General features: G+C 43.3%; 16 protein-coding genes. 3 read left to right on the top strand and 13 right to left on the bottom strand.

Annotation, left to right across the window (positions count from 1 at the left end; genetic code table 11):
• Nucleotides 1-337: 337 nt before the first annotated feature.
• The 9 genes from H1S01_RS16725 to H1S01_RS16685 form a co-directional block, all read right to left on the bottom strand.
• A complete protein-coding gene (locus tag H1S01_RS16725; RefSeq protein ID WP_188041546.1) occupies nt 338-4,786 on the bottom strand; it encodes an S-layer homology domain-containing protein in 4,449 nt (1,482 codons plus the stop codon).
• 502 nt (nt 4,787-5,288) lie between these two features.
• On the bottom strand, nt 5,289-5,672 hold the full coding sequence (locus tag H1S01_RS16720) for a hypothetical protein (RefSeq protein WP_188041545.1): 384 nt from the start codon (nt 5,670-5,672) through the stop codon (nt 5,289-5,291).
• Nucleotides 5,673-5,765: 93 nt separating this feature from the next.
• A complete protein-coding gene (locus H1S01_RS16715) occupies nt 5,766-6,398 on the bottom strand; it encodes a transposase (RefSeq protein WP_188041544.1) in 633 nt (210 codons plus the stop codon).
• A 1,085-nt stretch (nt 6,399-7,483) separates the two neighbouring features.
• Nucleotides 7,484-7,948, bottom strand: a complete 465-nt coding sequence (locus H1S01_RS16710; RefSeq protein ID WP_188041543.1) for a nitrogen regulation protein NR(II) — start codon at nt 7,946-7,948, stop codon at nt 7,484-7,486.
• Nucleotides 7,949-8,035: 87 nt separating this feature from the next.
• Nucleotides 8,036-8,401, bottom strand: coding sequence for a hypothetical protein (locus H1S01_RS16705; RefSeq protein ID WP_188041542.1), 366 nt, complete (start codon nt 8,399-8,401; stop codon nt 8,036-8,038).
• A 2-nt stretch (nt 8,402-8,403) separates the two neighbouring features.
• On the bottom strand, nt 8,404-8,745 hold the full coding sequence (locus H1S01_RS16700) for a sigma factor-like helix-turn-helix DNA-binding protein (protein ID WP_188041541.1): 342 nt from the start codon (nt 8,743-8,745) through the stop codon (nt 8,404-8,406).
• A 12-nt stretch (nt 8,746-8,757) separates the two neighbouring features.
• Nucleotides 8,758-9,294 (bottom strand): AAA family ATPase, encoded by a 537-nt coding sequence (locus H1S01_RS16695; RefSeq protein ID WP_207732391.1) that lies wholly within the window; start codon nt 9,292-9,294, stop codon nt 8,758-8,760.
• Nucleotides 9,294-9,509, bottom strand: coding sequence for a hypothetical protein (locus H1S01_RS16690; RefSeq protein WP_188041540.1), 216 nt, complete (start codon nt 9,507-9,509; stop codon nt 9,294-9,296). The genes H1S01_RS16695 and H1S01_RS16690 overlap by 1 nt, the downstream gene beginning before the upstream one ends.
• Nucleotides 9,509-9,964 (bottom strand): DNA methyltransferase, encoded by a 456-nt coding sequence (locus tag H1S01_RS16685; RefSeq protein ID WP_207732390.1) that lies wholly within the window; start codon nt 9,962-9,964, stop codon nt 9,509-9,511. The genes H1S01_RS16690 and H1S01_RS16685 overlap by 1 nt, the downstream gene beginning before the upstream one ends.
• Before the next feature lie 138 nt (nt 9,965-10,102).
• On the opposite strand from H1S01_RS16685, the gene H1S01_RS16680 reads away from it, so the two are divergent.
• Entirely contained in the window at nt 10,103-11,206 is a 1,104-nt protein-coding gene (locus tag H1S01_RS16680; RefSeq protein ID WP_188041538.1) for a DUF726 domain-containing protein, read from the top strand.
• 253 nt (nt 11,207-11,459) lie between these two features.
• Here the strand turns inward: H1S01_RS16680 and H1S01_RS16675 are convergent, their stop codons facing one another.
• Both H1S01_RS16675 and H1S01_RS16670 read right to left on the bottom strand, forming a co-directional pair.
• Nucleotides 11,460-11,756, bottom strand: coding sequence for a hypothetical protein (locus tag H1S01_RS16675; protein WP_188041537.1), 297 nt, complete (start codon nt 11,754-11,756; stop codon nt 11,460-11,462).
• Nucleotides 11,757-11,802: 46 nt separating this feature from the next.
• Complete coding sequence (locus H1S01_RS16670) at nt 11,803-12,978, bottom strand: tyrosine-type recombinase/integrase (protein ID WP_188041536.1); 1,176 nt, start codon at nt 12,976-12,978, stop codon at nt 11,803-11,805.
• Between the two features lie 202 nt (nt 12,979-13,180).
• On the opposite strand from H1S01_RS16670, the gene H1S01_RS16665 reads away from it, so the two are divergent.
• Together H1S01_RS16665 and H1S01_RS16660 are read left to right on the top strand one after the other, a co-directional pair.
• Nucleotides 13,181-13,660, top strand: a complete 480-nt coding sequence (locus H1S01_RS16665) for a hypothetical protein (RefSeq protein WP_188041535.1) — start codon at nt 13,181-13,183, stop codon at nt 13,658-13,660.
• A gap of 128 nt (nt 13,661-13,788) precedes the next feature.
• On the top strand, nt 13,789-14,427 hold the full coding sequence (locus tag H1S01_RS16660) for a hypothetical protein (protein WP_188041534.1): 639 nt from the start codon (nt 13,789-13,791) through the stop codon (nt 14,425-14,427).
• Here the strand turns inward: H1S01_RS16660 and H1S01_RS16655 are convergent.
• Together H1S01_RS16655 and H1S01_RS21675 are read right to left on the bottom strand one after the other, a co-directional pair.
• Entirely contained in the window at nt 14,408-15,373 is a 966-nt protein-coding gene (locus tag H1S01_RS16655; RefSeq protein WP_243237398.1) for a reverse transcriptase domain-containing protein, read from the bottom strand. The two genes, H1S01_RS16660 and H1S01_RS16655, sit on opposite strands and share 20 nt — an antisense overlap.
• 44 nt (nt 15,374-15,417) lie before the next feature.
• Nucleotides 15,418-15,651: an RNA-directed DNA polymerase gene (locus H1S01_RS21675; protein WP_341479123.1), complete on the bottom strand. Its 234-nt coding sequence runs from the start codon at nt 15,649-15,651 to the stop codon at nt 15,418-15,420.
• Between the last annotated feature and the right edge of the window lie 872 nt (nt 15,652-16,523).

The following is a 16,523-nucleotide window of genomic DNA, read 5'->3' as shown; positions in this document are numbered from 1 at the left end:
TATAAATCGATTTTCCTTAAACTGGGGATCACTTAGGTCCTCACAGGCGAGGGCAAGATTCCTTTGGTGGTTCGGATTATGAGCCCCTAATCATTTAGAGAAAAGGCATACAGTTTCCACATGGTGTGTGTGTGGAAACATATCCACAATTTTTATGCATTTTCTATGCATATTTATGCGTTTTATCGGTATTAATAGCTGTTTCATACGCATATCTTGCATTATTTTGCATAAATATTATGTCATCATTTTTATCGCTTCAAGGGTTGGTTGAAGGTGTCTTCAGTAATCTGTTAAAAAGGAGTACCCTTATCATAGAGTACTCCTTTTATCACCATTACTTATTGATTAACTTAGACTCCACCAACAGATTCTTTATTGCCTGTGCAGCTTCCGCATAAGTTAAGTTTGCTTTTGGTGCAATAGTTGTTGCTGTTGTTCCGTTGAATACGTGTGCTGACAATACATCAGTTACATAGGAAACGGCCCACTTGCTTACTTGCATGCTATCCACATAAGTATTGATTCGATTGGTGTCGCTTCCTGTAAGCTTTGTAATCTTCATTGCTCTCTGATACATCGTCATCGCTTCTTCTCTTGTTATCTGATTGTCTCCTCTAAAGGTTCCGTCAGAGTACCCTGTTACGATTCCATACTCATTTGCTATCAAAATTGCTAGTGTTCTGTCTCCTTTTGCATTAATATCAGTAAACTTATTCTGATGTTCACCTTGTCTGTATAAGCCAAGCGCTCTTACGATATATTCTGCAAAATCTGCTCTTGTTATTGCCTTATTTGGCTCAAAGGTTTCTGCATTGAATATTACTAGTCTTGATGCCATGTCATTGACTGAATCCTTTGCCCAGTGGTTTTCTACAGATTTAACTGTAACTGGATTCCATACAACTGAGTAGTTTGAATTTGTAAGCGAGTTAAGTTTTGCATACCACTTTCCATCTTTCTGATATACATCAGTAGGTACATGGCTGTACGTTCCATCAGAATTGAACACTATACCTGTTGTTATCTTGCTTGGGTCTACTCCTGCTGGGATTTCCATAACTCTTTCTACGTAGTTGCTGAATTTGCTGATCTTCACATCTTCAGTTTTCCCTGCTGCATTGGTTGTCTTTGCTACTACTTCAAATGCGGTTGGTGGGAATACGATCGTTGCTCCGTTTTGCTTTGCCACTTCGTTATATTTTTCAACTACCGAATCATCAAGCTTAGTAATCTGTACTTCCACTTTGATATCTTTTAGTGAAGTTTCAGCCACTCCTAGTTCTTTTGCTACGTTTGAAATAGTTAGCTCTTTTGCAGGTATCACATATTCTACTGCATCACGTTTTACTGATACATCAAATGTGTTTGTTTCTAGCTGTTTTACAATATCTCCAGTAAGTTCAACTCTTACCACGTCAGCCTTTTTATCTGCAACTGGAACTTGGATCACATTTTGCTGCCCTGTCGTATTACTTTTTACAGCTTCCTCAATCTTGCTTTGAATTGCTTTGTTGTTTACCTCTACAGTTACTGTTGATTTACCGTTTTCTGTTGAATTTGTTTCTGTTCCTGCCTTTTCAGTTTTACCATTTACTACTACACTTACAGTTCCAGTTCCTGCTGGAGCTGTTGTGGATGAACCACCGCCTCCACCTGAACTACTAGAAGAAGCAGGTGCCGGTAAGGTTACGGTTGTACTTGTCACCTTGGTCATAGACCCAGATGTGAAGCCAAGCTGCGCGCCGGTTGCCTCTGTCGTATTCGTTGCTCCAAGGTTTGTGAATGTTGCTACACCACTGCTTGCTGTTGCGGTTGTCGTTCCAGTCAAGGCCCATGTTCCTACATCTTCCTTGGCTGCTGTTACGACGGTCGTATTGTCACTGGTGCAGGTATTGCCATAAGCATCCTTCAGCGTTATGCACGGTTGCTGTGCAAACTGTCCGCCATTGCTTGCAGGCGCCGTGATATTCTGTGTCACTGCCATGGAAGCTGCTGTACCGTGGCTTGGTGTAATGGTCAGGGTATTTGTTGCAGGTGTCGTTACTGTATCAATACTAAATCCGATAGTTTGCCCGCCCGCCTTGTTCAGCTTTAGGTTCGCTGTTGCCACACCGTCGGTAAAGGTTACAGAGATCACCTGTCCTGCTCCGGCAGAGCTGGAATCAAGTGCTGTTCCGTTGAAGCTTCCGTATGTACTGTTCGGTGCCGCTTCCACTCCTGTAATGGTCACGTTCTTCGCTCCGTCAAAGCCTGTATCTGTATTACCCAAACTATCCTTTACTGTCAGAGTAATCGTATCGTCTACACCCACCACAGGTATCAGGGTATTTGCTGTCACGGTAACGAAAAATGATTTCAACATAGTGGCAGAATTTTGTGTATCGTTAGCTACCACAGTCAAATCTTTGTTTGTATACCCGTTGGAAGAGAGAACCCGGGCACCTTCAGGCAGCCACATACAGGCTGTACCATCCGCTGCCGTAATAGCACGGTATGTATAGTTTCCTCCCAGTGTACCATTTACCACACATTGGATTTCTACCGCTTCGGCAGGGTTAGTTGTGACATTTACCAAATATACATTATCGCCAGTTGAAGTATTTTTAATAGAGCGTGGATTAGCGCCTTCCATTACTATGTTTCCTATATTGCCTGTACCGATATACAAATCTTTGCCCATCACGGATGCCCTAAGTACCTCCGCTGCGTCATGCCCTCCGCGGACATAAACATCCCCGGCGTTATTTGCAATAGTGACGGTATTCCCCGCGTTGCTCTGTCCCGGGGCACGCAATCCCACTCCGCCGGCATTTGTTTCACCGTTGCCGCCGATAGCAGTGAGGTTAGTACCGCTCTCAACGGTAATTGTGCCCATTCCGCTGTATATAGCATGTCCACCGTATAATTTACCGTTACCGCCCTTAGCCGTTACTGTACAGCCTGAGATTGATATATTCTTCTCATAGGCGAAAATACCAACCCCGCCGCTGTTTGCGCTACTGTTACCCCCTTGCGCAATTACCGTACTGCTGCCTGAAATTGTTAGACTATTGAATACATCGATACCACGCCCGCCAGCCAATGAGTTATTACTGGCGCCAATAGCTGTTACCGAGCCGTCCTTTATCTCAATTGTCCCGCGCTGTGTTTTGTCAGAAGGAGTATATAATACGTTGATCGCAGATACAGCGGCGGCGGCTCCACTTGTTCCACTCCAGCTATTCAATGTTGCGCTGTCGATTATCAGGTCACCCCAGGCTACCTTTACACCGCAACCGCCATTGCTAACCTGTGAATTGCCTCCCGTTGCATTGACTGTAACCCCTCCCATGATGGAGAGCTCTGCCCCTTCTTTCTGCTCTGCTGTTACAGCGCCACCGATCATACAAATACCATCACCGGCGTAACTACTCGTACTACTTCCTCCTGTTACATCCAAAGTACCTGTACCCATAACAGTGAGCTTCTGATCTGTGGAGGAATATATACCGCTTTTACTCGGACCTCCCTTGAGTGAGCATGTCCCGGTGATATTGATAGTAGTTTCGCCAGAGTCCGATTCCACATGGTTGAGTTTTAATGCTTGTTGGTTGTCCGGAGCTACTATGTCCAGATTAGTTAAGTTCAAATTGATATCATTATAAACAATAATATATGTATTGGTAAAAGGTAATGAATTCCCATTTATTGTTACTATTGAACCATCACTTGAGGTAACATCAATCTTAATCACCTTAGACGGTTCTTCCAAAAGCTCCAGACTGGTATTAGCTCCAGATAGAGTAATGGTTTCATCACTGCCTGTCCAGTTGTAGCCTATATTATTGATTTTGTAGTCAGGTGTACTCGCAGGAGATCCGCTACCCGTAATGGTACAGGCAGCATTTACTATGCTGCTCAAATTTGTAATGGTCAGCTCCGCAGTGGTTTGACCGCCTGTGCCGCTTCCGGACCATGCATATGTATAGCTGGCAGCACCTGTACCGGCTGCAGTTAATGTAATATCCTTTCCCTTCATCACAGCGTCTCCGCTGCTTATTGCAGTTCCGTCCACCACAGCGTTGATACTGCTGCCACTTGCAGTTCCATCGTGTGACACAGAGAAGTCAACTGTATAGTACTCCAATGTAACGTTGATGTTCGCGCCACTGATTGTGAGAATTCTACCTGTGAAAATGCCGTTGATATAAAGAGAATAATCACCGTTTGCAACTGCAGTCTCATAAGTTCCCGCACCAGTTCTTGGTATTTGAGTGCTGAACATGGGCATACCGCTCCTAAATTCAACACTTCCTGTAACATCTGTTTGAGAACCATTTATATAGGTATAGATTGTTGCGTTATAGGTTGTTCCGACGGGATCCACAGTAAAGCTCACATCAAAGCTCTTAGCAGTCACAGAACTGCCGGAAACAGTTATAGTAGCAGTATAAGTGCCTGGTGCAAGACCCGTTATAGGCCTTACCGTAAAGCTTGTGCTGGCATCTGCAGCAATAGAATCAATGGCTTCTGTAGAGAGTGAGAACGCCGTCGGATTATCTCCACTAAGCGCAACTGACAGTGCACCTGTTTCTCCTGTTCCGGTACTGCGCACACTCACCGAATAAAATGCTTGTGTTCCATACCCCACTGTCGCAGCACCAAATACATAGTCTGGGCTGGCAACAAGAGTGATGTCGGATGTTGCTGCGCTGCCTGCGCTAACGGGCAAAGTCACCCCTGGTAACATAGCTAGCAACATGATTAATACTAATAGAGCACTTAAGAACTTTTGTTTTTTCATAGTCTTCCTCCTCTTCGTTGGTCAATTCATATGAGATTTTCGATTCATATTGGGATCTGCCCATAAAAAGTTAAGGGGCAGTAACACAGTAGTTGAACTAATCTCTAGTATTAATGCGTTTTCTTGATTATTCGAACACAAAACCAGAAACATCCAGACACCCTTTAAAAGAAGTTAATTCTTAAATCAGATTGTTGTATTGTTCCTAATTTTATACATATTATATGATATTTCGATTATTTTTGCAAACAATAACCTGAGTTATCCCCACTTTTAACAATGTAATTATATGGGTTTAGTTTTCGAGTTTTTTTCAGCACTCAAACGGTGAATTTCTCAAAACGAAATAGGGTAAATTTGTGTTGATTACAAGTAGAAATGGCATCGTTACATTACGGAAACACTGATTCATTAATAAAAGGGCATAGCAAAGCAAACCCAAAGTATTTTGAATTTTATCCGATACTTTCGGTCGAAAAATCCCAACTAAGGAAATCGAAGGCTATGCCACTCGAACCACTTCACGAATATGCTCGAATAACTCCTCCGGTTTGATCTCCCGAATAAATGGATATTTTTCTGGACGACGCAAGATGTTACGACCAACTCGCCATAATCCTAGAGTCCGGTAAGGTACGGTATTTGCCATCATTGGCCGATGTAGATCTCGCTCTTCCGCCCAATGTCCTGTAACGACCATAAACAGGTACCCACAAGTGATGACCAGGAAAAGACGATCATATCGATCGGTACTTGACAGCTTCGTTCCACGAAGGCACAGACCGTTTCGTTCGTTTTTGATATCCCGAAAGCATTCCTCAATTTCGAAACGCCGCCCGTAAAATTGGGTGACTTCGGAAAGGGGATCGGATAGGGATGTAGCCAAAATCCATGAATCTTTTTGAAATACATCATGAATGGCCACGATGCGTACCGGATATCGATGCTCACCGGTATACTTCGTTTGACCGAAATCCTTTTAGCTATTATAAGAAATAGCGAATTTATTTAATGCTCCACAATAGGTATCGCTGAAAATAAATGCATTGTTTTTGGGTAGACGGATAACAAAATCAAAATGTGAGCTACGGATAACCTTGAATAGTTCAACTTTGGCAAACCCACGGTCTGCTAAAATAATCACGCGATATCCATCGGGAACGATGGTTCGAAAGTCTTTAACTAAATCCATTTCCATTTGAGTCATTTTGTCTTTCAGGTCTGTTTTTACCGCAGTACGCCAGAGAACAGGTGTTTCTCGACTGCCCACGATCAAAGCCAATACTAATGTTTGGTGACGGTCATCGTGGAGATCGGTCCAATCCAAGGCTACCAGCAGGCGAGAATTCAACGATAGCTTACTGCAAATCATGTGGAGTAGTGCACCAGCCATGGACAGGACGTTCAATCGAGGGTTCCCTAAAAAACGATCGACTCGTTTGATATTGTGCTTATCGGCAACCATGTTTTGAATGGCCTTACCCATGGCAGCGACCGAGATATTGTCGGTGTGAAACAAGGCAAACGCAAGTGCAGCCAAGGTTTTGACTTGAGACTTCCGAATCCCAATCATTTGACTTACTAAAAATGAAGTAAATGCAATCAAATTCATTCAACAATTTCTCCCTAATTTTACAGATTCCTTGTCGAATGATTCGATTTTCTGCCTATGGAAACCTGCATAAAACTTCAATGTAACCTAAAAAATAAATCGATTTTCCTTAAACTGGGGATCACTTAGGCGGCAACCGCCCACCGAGGAGGAATGAATATCGAAAAATAACCGGCTCCAACAAAAAACTAAAAAATTATTCCGCAAATGATTTTTTACTGTCGAAATCAACACGACACGCATTGGCTTCAGATATCTCAATAATGGCTGCATGACGGGCCTGCAGTAAGGAGGAGTGAATATCGAGGAATAACTGGATCCTGAGACTAAAAAATTTAATTTCACAACGTACAAGCATATGATTCAAATATTTTTCATCTCGGTCCAGTGCATGATGGGCCGGAAAATAAGGAGTGGTGTTATCGGGTGACGGCCGGTTCTCTCAATTAAAGACAGCGACGAATCAAGTTCATTCCACAGAGGAGGTCTGCCCATCTGGAGAATATCGTCCCACCATTACTTACAAAACGAGGGAGGTTGATATATGGGCCATAATCGGAACTCCCAGTTCTACGAAAATCGAATATGGGTAGCGTTGGTTCACGGTTGGACTATGGGTTCCATCTTGGGTGGCCATGGTGATCATAGGTGCAGAACCCCGGAGGATCACGATGGCAGCGTAACCTGCAAAATTCTCTAAGTAAATATAGTCTTTAGAACTAATTGCAGGTTTACCGTTCGGCAAACAAGTCCAGTGCCACTTGGCGAAGTCCGGCCACGTTACCTAAACCAACGCACAAGGCAGTTTTGCCGATAAGTCAGCAGTGAACTTCGCCCATACCGTCGAGAGGCCAGTCTGCCAAACAGCCGATAGGTGACTTCAGCCGATAATCTGAGGGGCAGTTTGTCCTCACGACCAACAGCGAAGTCCTCCCAGCAATACCAGAGTCTACGTCCGACCATTTATCAAGCGAGGGTTCTTTAATCTCACGACCGTCGCTTATTTGGCGTGGGCTTTTTTAGTTATCAAAGAGCGAAACAGCCCCCGTTGCCGGGGGACTGTTGTTGGCTATCTGATGGGCTTTTTAATCGTGAGAGATTTTATGAAGAACCATTACGACTCCGTCTTTATTATATTTAAGTGGACTCACGACTATCTTGTACTGAATACGTTCTATTGGAGTCTTACATATATAATCATGGTTGAATATCTCTTTTTCTCTATTAATCACCGAGTTTATTCCATTAAAAATCGCTTCTAATTCTTGATCCCCGTCGCTAACCGCTTCTCTAAGTTTTCTTAAATAATTAGTTCCTATCCCCCCAAAAAGATTACAAATACGATTTATTCCCGCGTTAGAGTCCCATTCATCATTTGAAAAAGTTACATATCCGTCTTTATTCAATACGGCAATGTACATAGGCAAAGAATCTAAAATAGTCAACTTTATGCTTTCCGCTTCCTCAATTTCTGAAATAAATCTCGATTGTTCGGATATAACGTCTTTTAATCGGTCTAATTCCTTTTGTACTGTTTGTTTTATAACCACCCCTCCTTTTATAATTACAATTTATAGAAATTTGTGTATTGATGTGAAAAAGATAAATAATCGAAATTAGATGGGAGAGGACCGCCGTTAAGCGATCCTCTTTTGTTTATGTCGATGCTTCAACCGGATTCCCACTCGTTTAGCTTCAACGGGCAACCCACCGACATACTCCAATGGAACTTCCCGTCGGGAGCGATGTTTCTGCTGCCATTCGCTGAACACCGGGTACTCTGTGTTGCTGACCTTATCGGGTTGGTTCTTCGAATCCCGAAGGATGTAGTTAGTCAGGCGTTCCAGTTGATCGCCATCGGGAACCTCACCGACCTGCCTCACATACACCTCAATCAGATCGTCCACTGCTTTAATCCGCCATTGAACCGGCATATCTTGAGTAGACAGGTGGGCCACTGCTTTTGCGAAAGACTCTTTATAATTGGCCTCTGTCGTGAACATCATCACGCCACCTCTTTCTCTTCATTGACCTGAGCGATCCGTTGAATAGCCGCTCGAACGTGTTCACTGACAGCCTGTTGAGAGATGTTCATCCAGTGAGCCGCGTCCTTTTGAATGAAGTCGTGGATGAACACCAGCTTCAACGCCTGCTTCTGGCGGTGAGTCAAGTTTGCTTCTTCAATGGATTGCGATAAATCCAGCAATAACAAACTTGCGTCATAATCACCACGAAGAAATCTTGATTCCCGAACATGATGCAGTTGAGTAAGCAAAGCGTAGATTCCTCGTTCGCTATCTAATGGGTAGGCTTCGTCTAGTCGCCGTTCCTTTGCGGAGAAATCCATTACTTTCCCCAGTTAAGCCGCCTCCTCTTTGATATGAAGTAAAGCATTGTCGATTAAGCAGTGCAACTCTCGTAGGGAGCCTTCGTTGGTGATTTCGAAGTTCACGCCAAAGTCATCAACAGCCTTTTCAGTTTCATGATTAAACTGGGCTAGTTCTATCTGTTCGCCCAGTCGTTTCATCCGCTGAATACGGGTTGTCGCAGAAGAATTGATTCTTCCAACATAAAATCCTGACTTCAGTAAAGCGAAGTATTCGTTCCATTGGCGAAGGTCGGTGATAACGATATCATCATCTGGGCCAGTTTCTCTTTCGATTTGCCGTAGTACATAGTTCACCCATACATCGGGGTCGATGTCCCTTAATGCCTGTCCGACATTTTGATAAAGCTCACGGGGTTTTCCGTCTTCATCAGCGTTGGGGAACAGTTCTTTACAGAGGTTACGAATGGCACCACCGAAGGCAAACTGCTTGAAGCCATAATGATTCACCAAGTAATTGGCAGCGGCATCCTTACCGGAACGCATTTTTCCTGTTAAAACGATTTTCATTATGCAATCTTCCTTTCAGAATGTTGTTTATCGATGGTCTCCCATTGTTTTAGGTGGTTAAGTCTTTTCGCCAGCCGTTGATAATACTCGATGTCTTGTTGTGAAAAATGGTGCTTTTTGCGTTGTGCGGCAATGTTGTTCATAAAAGTAACGAACAACTGGGCCTCCCCTTCTGCCAACGCCAGAGCCTTTCTGTAATCAATCACGTTCCCCATTAGCACGCCCTCGCTCTTGCCACTTCGGCATAGTCTTTTTCGCGTTCAATTAAGATGAAGTCGAATCCGTTCTTTTTAGCTGCGACTGCAGTGCTGCCACTTCCTCCGAATGGGTCAAGTACGATGCCTCCGGGCGGAGTCACCAGTTTAATCAGCCATGCCATAAGTTCGACCGGCTTTACGGTCGGGTGATGGTTACGACTTTTTACCGGCTTTCGTTCACGTCCGTCCATGGTATACTTGCTGTTTATGACGCCACGGCCTGTGCCGGGATAGGTGCGCCGTTCTTCGAGGTCGATAACGTTACCCTGCCAGTCGCTGTTGCGGTCTTTCTTACTGGACTTCTTTGAAATTTCTTTGGGAGTGATGTTGAAGAAGTGGCTGTACCAATCGTCATCATCAGTAGTCACGCAGTTAGCCGGGAATCTACCTTCCTCTGTTTGATCTGATGGCACTCTACAGTCTCGGATATTGACCGCACTTGGTATCATGAGTTTCTTAAATCAGCATCTAACAGTTGGAATAACGAGTTTTGTGCAGAACATGATGGTTCTATTGCAACATTTGATAAACTTAATTGTCATTTAGCTGATTTGAAAGATTATTCAATAATATTCAAGAGAGATAAAGTTAATATCCAAAAGACCATAACTATCACGGGTTGTTTAATAGGTGGAGCCATTATTTTCGGTCTTAGTGCTGGTGCAGCGGCACCAACTATTGCTACTTCATTAGGTTCTGCGGGATTATTAGGAACAGCATCTACAGGAACAGCAATTAGCTCGTTATATGGAGCAGCATTAACGAATGCATCCTTGGCCGCCTTAGGTCTCGGTTCTATATCAAGCGGTGGATTTGGAGTTGCAGGTGGAATTGCATTCATTACTGCTACTGGTGCAGCACTTGGAGCAAAACAAGGCGCTATAATTAGTAACAATTATATTGGGAACGTTAAAGACTTTAACATCCAAAAAGTGCGTGACGGTGAAGGTCCAGCAATAATTTTTATAAACGGGTTTCTATCCCAGAAAAACCAAAGTTGTACCGATTGGTTAATCGGAATTAAAGATAAGTATCCTAATAACCCCTGTTACTTCGTTACTTGGGAGTCCAAATCAAACAAGGACTTAGGTGAGATGGCATTTAAGATCTCTACTTTCAAAAGATTTGTTAATAAGATGCCGAAAATGGCAAATTTAAACATGTTTAAGTGGTCTTCTATTGTAGGCGAAGTAATCGCTAATCCTTGGCATTGTGCGATGGTGAAGGCATCAATGACCGGTATTTTACTTGCCGATTTAATTTCAAGAGTCAAATCTAACAATGGTTACATTTTAATGGGACACTCATTGGGAAGTAGGGTAATTTATTATTTACTACAGGCGTTATCAACGAGAAGTGAACAATATATAAAGGAAGTTCACCTTTTTGGAGGTGCCGTTGAGAGACGAACTAGTGAATGGGAAAGGCTCTCAAAATCCGTCAGTGGCAAAATTTATAATTATTATTCTTTAAATGATTCAATTTTAAGGTTTTTATATCGTTCCGCCAATGCTAATCTAAGTGCTCCTATAGGTTTAGGAGAAATATCGTGTAAAAAAAGCAATGTAGTCAACTACAATGTTTCTTGCATAGTAAACAGCCACATGGATTATAAACCAAAACTGGGCAGAATATTAGATACTGTAACATTTTAATACCTTTAATTGTCCAAACAATATTTTACCACTTTGTGACTGAATCGAAGGATCTGTACTCCATTATTTAATCGTTTATAAAATAAACACAATGAAACCCAGTATGTTATACGAAGGGGTATCTCTGTGAAACTTTGGGTGAAATGGCCCGTTACGGGACACGGGGTTCTCGCCCTCCCCATTGCCGACACGGCAAAAGAAAAAAACCGGCGAGGCTGTAGGGGCCAGAGCCGGTTGGAATGGATTATTCTTTTCAATTCCAGCAATTATGCCAATTAACGAAACGAAGTTCCTTATTTTTCTCACTAAAAATAACAACATACTTACAGTTAAATGCTTTACCGAAGATATTCCAGTCAGCTTTGATAATACGATAATACTGATTAAAAAAGTTAAAGTCCGGTTCTTTGATTAAAAATCCATATGTAACTTCAAGTTTACTTTCGTTTTGTGCTCCAAAAATAGCTCGTCCTTTGAGAATTTCACCAAAAAATTTATGAATGGCGTTATATTTATCTAGGTAGTTAGATCCGTCAGTCTGAGAAGCCACTTTTGATTCGCATCTAATTAAATAGTCAATGCCTCTGATTACAAAACTATCCTAACATTTTCCTCGGGCTTAACATCCCCTCAATCTTATCAATTGCCTGTTTCTTAACGTCGGGGAGCACGTGGCTATAGGTGTCCAGCGTAATCCTAATGCTCCCGTGGCCCAATAACTCCTGCACAATCTTCGGATGAACACCAGCTTCAAGTAACCGGGTAGCGTAGGTATGTCGTAATGAATGCAGATTGGTCTTCGGAATCTCAGCTTTGGCCAGCAACCGATGAAACTTTGTGGCCAGATTACGTTGGCTGACCATCCTTCCCTCTTTTGTCGTAACAACCAGACCACTATCCTCGTACTTCTCTTCTGCCGTTCTCTTCTCTACATATTGAAGAAAGTGCCATCGTTTCAACTGCCTCACCAAATCCTCGGTTATCGGAATCCTCCGATAGCCGTTTTTCGTTTTGGGCTCTTGGATAATCTGATGGGTCTTGTTGGGGCCGTTTTCGTTTTTGACTAGCACAGTCCCCTTGGTAACGTCTATGTGACCACGTTCGAGATTGATATCGCCCCACTTCAAAGCCAGCAACTCCCCTACCCTCATTCCCGTTCCGAGCAGCAGTTTGAAGGCGATCCAAAGCCTGTCCTCTTCGGCAACAAACATAAATTCCTTCATTTGATCTACAGTGAATACGCTGATCTGCTTAGGAGATGGTTTGGGTTTGCGGACGTGGTCAGCAACGTTCTTGTTGATTAGTTCATCATGGATTGCCTGTTTAATGGCAGTTCTTGCGGTGGTGAGAATCAGTTCAACCGTTCTCGTCGCTAGGCCGGACTGTCTTTTTTCATTTAATAACTTCTGAAGCTGCGTTGTCTGCAAGGCTTGAACCTTCACGTTACCCAACTTCGGCTTCAAATGAAGCCGGGTGATGTACTCATAGGATTCCCAGGTCTTAGGACGCACGTTTGGCTTTACATATCGCTCAAGCCAGATGTCCAGCCAGTCGCCGAAGGTTATTGTGGTGGGAATCACGAAGATGCCTTGCCGGTACTCAACTAAAGCTTGGTCACGCCACTGTAGGGCTTCGCCCTCAGTTTTGAAAGTTCTACGAGCGTATTTCGCTTTTCCACTATCATCTTGACCGATGTGGACCTGGGCTACAAAGTAGCCGTCTTTGCGTTGGTAGACGGAGCCCTGGCCGGGCTTGTTGCGTTGAGAGATCATAAAGAAACACCTACTCCTTTCGCTGTTTCAGATCGACTGATTTCTAGGAAGCAGGTGTAGGTTATCTCTAGTGGGGCGGGAAGTGAAGTCCGAATCATATAAGATTTTTATGAGGCAGTATTTACTCCATCCATATAATTGATATACTTTTAGTTGAAAGAAGAATTAATACAAAAAAAATAAAAAGGATGGATGTAATCTCATGAACTTAAGTGAAAATATAGCTCAATCTTGGTTGGAGTCAAAAGATTTTTTTTGTTTGAAAAACGTATATTATGGTCAAAGAAACCACGATATTGATATATTGGCAATAAAGCCTAAGAAACTAAAAATTTGGGATTGTGAAATAAAATGCCATACGGGTACTTCAAATATCTACGCAAATAAGTTTGATGAAATAATTGATAATTTTTACGATTCTGAGAGATTGGAAAAAATAAAAAGTATAATAGGTGAAGATTTCTCAGAAAAATCTACATTAGTTAGAGTATTCATTACAACGAAAAACTATTTCGGGAATGGATCTTGTTGTCAAGAATGGGAAGAGAGATTTTCCGAAAAAAAAATTAATGTATACTATTTTGAAGATATAATAATTAAGTTAACTGAAATAGCTTCAAGAACAAAAAAATTTAACGATCTAACGCTTCTATCGCTTAAACTCAAAGAAATGTCAGAATAAATCTTTTTACGAATGATAATTTTATATCCACCCCCTCAAAATCTCGCATAACACCGTCGCCCTTTTAGGAAGCAGATAGGTTTCCCGATAATACTTCGTCCGAACAAAAGGGGGAAAACAATACCCATGTGTTTCAAGCGAACTTTTATGCTCCTCATTGCAGCAATTCTCCTCGTCACAACACCTATACTGGCAGAATCGGCAAGCATAGGTTATACCGATTCTTACAACGACTACAAAAACGGGGTAATCAATATAAGAAATATGACGCCTCCGGAGCACTGATTGACGAATGGTCGGAGACCATGCCCGACGAAGTAAAACGTGCTGGTCAATCATTGTCTAATGTGATACCCAAATCCCAACCTACCTCAGACCTTACCACCTTAAAAAACGGGGAGGTCCGTGAGACACGCGGACAAATACGAGTGGTCGATGGTAAAGCCTACATATCCAGTATAACCACCCGAACTGAGAATGGAAAAACTATTGTTGAAGAGGTTTTGGAAGAGCAGGAAGCCAATACTATTGTTGAAGAACTTGTTAAATTAGATAATCAAAAACTGTTACCAGTAAATCCAGACGCACCGATACGAATCATGTTTAATGGAAACCAAATTACATCGGACGTGGCACCGATTATTGAAAATGGGCGAGTACTGGTTCCTCGGTCGAGTAGACCGGGGGAGTTTCATCCCCGGTCTCTCACAGAACCGAACGTGAAAGTCTCCCTTCATTCGGCTCTTGTTATCCAATCGCGGGCTTAAGCCCTATCTGCCAGTGGTAGAAAAGGTTGGGATTGCTTGTGGCAATACGTTTAAGAAACTTCATTGCCTTAATCATGCTCCCATGCATCGATTTGTACTTTGACTTTACCCATCTGGCAAGAGTGAGATTTACGTAAGTAAGGATTCTTTTTGCCACACCAGGGGCATATTTCGAGAAGTAATTGAACCAACCACGTACTACAGGGTTGATTAGCCAAGCGAATATCTCTATGGAGACGGCTTTGTTTTGCATACGTAGATTCCGTATGCGATCTCTTAGTCCTTGTCCCGCCGCTTTGCTTGCCGCTGGAGTGAAGCTTATGAACAACTTTCCTTGTCTGTTTTTGACATACCGCCTGCGAAAAGTGTAGCCTAAAAAGGTAAACTCTTCGTGTTCATCAGCTTTTCTGTCCTTTCCGGCTCCACAAAATACAATTCGGGTCTTATCCGGGTGTATTTCCAGTAAGCAGGCTCTCATTCGGAGTTCTAGTTCTTTTAGCAGTTGTTCGGCTTCTGTTTTCTTCCAGCAGTGCACTACCCCGTCGTCGGCATATCTCGCCCATGGATTTCTGGGCTTCTTCCTTTTCATCCAATGGTCAAATGCGTAGTGCATAAAGAGATTTGCAAGTACGGAACTAATGACGCCTCCCTGTGGCGTGCCGGATGTTCTCTCCTGAACCGTTCCATTTGGCAGCTTGATGGGCGCCTTGAGAAATCGTTCTATGTAGAGAATCATCCATTTACTCTGGGTGTGTCGTCGGACGGCTTTCATCATCAGTTCGTGGTCAATGTTATCGAATAACCCTTTGATGTCAAACTCAATTAACCACGGCATTTTCCAGCATCGTTGGCGTGTCATACCGATCGCGTCGGTTGCTGAGCGACCTGGTCTGTATCCGAAGGAATCTTCATGGAAGATCGGTTCCACTAGTGGTTCAAAATTCATTCGTACCACCATTTGGGCAACCCTATCGGCGATGGTGGGTACACCTAAAAGCCTGATTTTCCATTCTTCTTCGGTATCTCTACGCCCTTGACCGCATCTGGAAAGTAGCTCCCTGATGACATTCTGTTCCATATCTTGTAGAGGTTGTTCTTTAGGTTCTTCTCGAATTCTGTAAAATCCACTCCATCAATTCCGGGGGCTCCCTGATTCGCTTTTACACGTTTGTACGCCGCCAGCACTTGATGTTTCGAAATCTCAAACGACTTTCCTTCTTCCACGGAATCCTCCCATTTCTGGTTGTTCTATCAAAGAAGTATGGATAACAGAACCCCTTCGCTCCTGGGCCATTACAGCCGATTCATCACTACTATGGGTTCTTCCGCATCTGGGCCTCGCATTTCTACTTTCACCCTCGTCGTTTTGGCGCTCGGGTTTTTCGATTCTCATCGAGGCTCAGACTTCTCCTGTTCCTTGTAAAAGCCTGCGCCATGCTCCTGTAACCTCTACGCCGGCGGTCATCTGACCAGTAATCAGGTTTCCGTCAGACTTTGTCCCAGCGGCCGCTTAATGCCTCTGGTTTTGACCACACTTTATCATAACGACGCTTCGTCAGTTCTTCACTTTCGTTCAGCTTCATGGCACTTACCTGACCAATCAATTGGCCTTTTCCATTTGCGCTCAGCACCACAACTTTTGATTGCAGCACCCAATGGTGGTTTAGAATCTGTACCTGAATACCGATTCTGAGGGGCCTCCCCTCATCTTTTACAAAGCATGATTGACTACCGTCTGCCCTCCTTTCGGCGTAGTCGCTCTTCAGGACACACTAAGCGTCTAATAGTTCCCACATAGTAAGGAAAAAAGGTTCATGAGATAATCATCCCCAGAAAACGAAACGGGGATGTTTTTTATATGACACGAGAAGAATTGCGAAAAGAGTGGGGTGCACGAGTGGCTGCCTATCAATCGAGCGGCCAGAGCCTCACGGAATGACTAGGAAGCCCTATCGTGATCCAATTAGGAAAAGCCTGTATCGAGGTTAAACCCGGGTTTGATCCGGTGCTGCTCAGCCGAGTGGTAGAGACGCTATTGGTTCGATGCTGAATGCAGCAAGTATAGAACGGGTATACCTGGCCTGTGGAAGTACGGA

This window comes from Heliobacterium chlorum, assembly GCF_014502795.1.
Classification (GTDB): Bacteria; Bacillota; Desulfitobacteriia; order Heliobacteriales; family Heliobacteriaceae; genus Heliobacterium; species Heliobacterium chlorum.
This window is presented reverse-complemented; position numbering and strand designations above follow the sequence as displayed.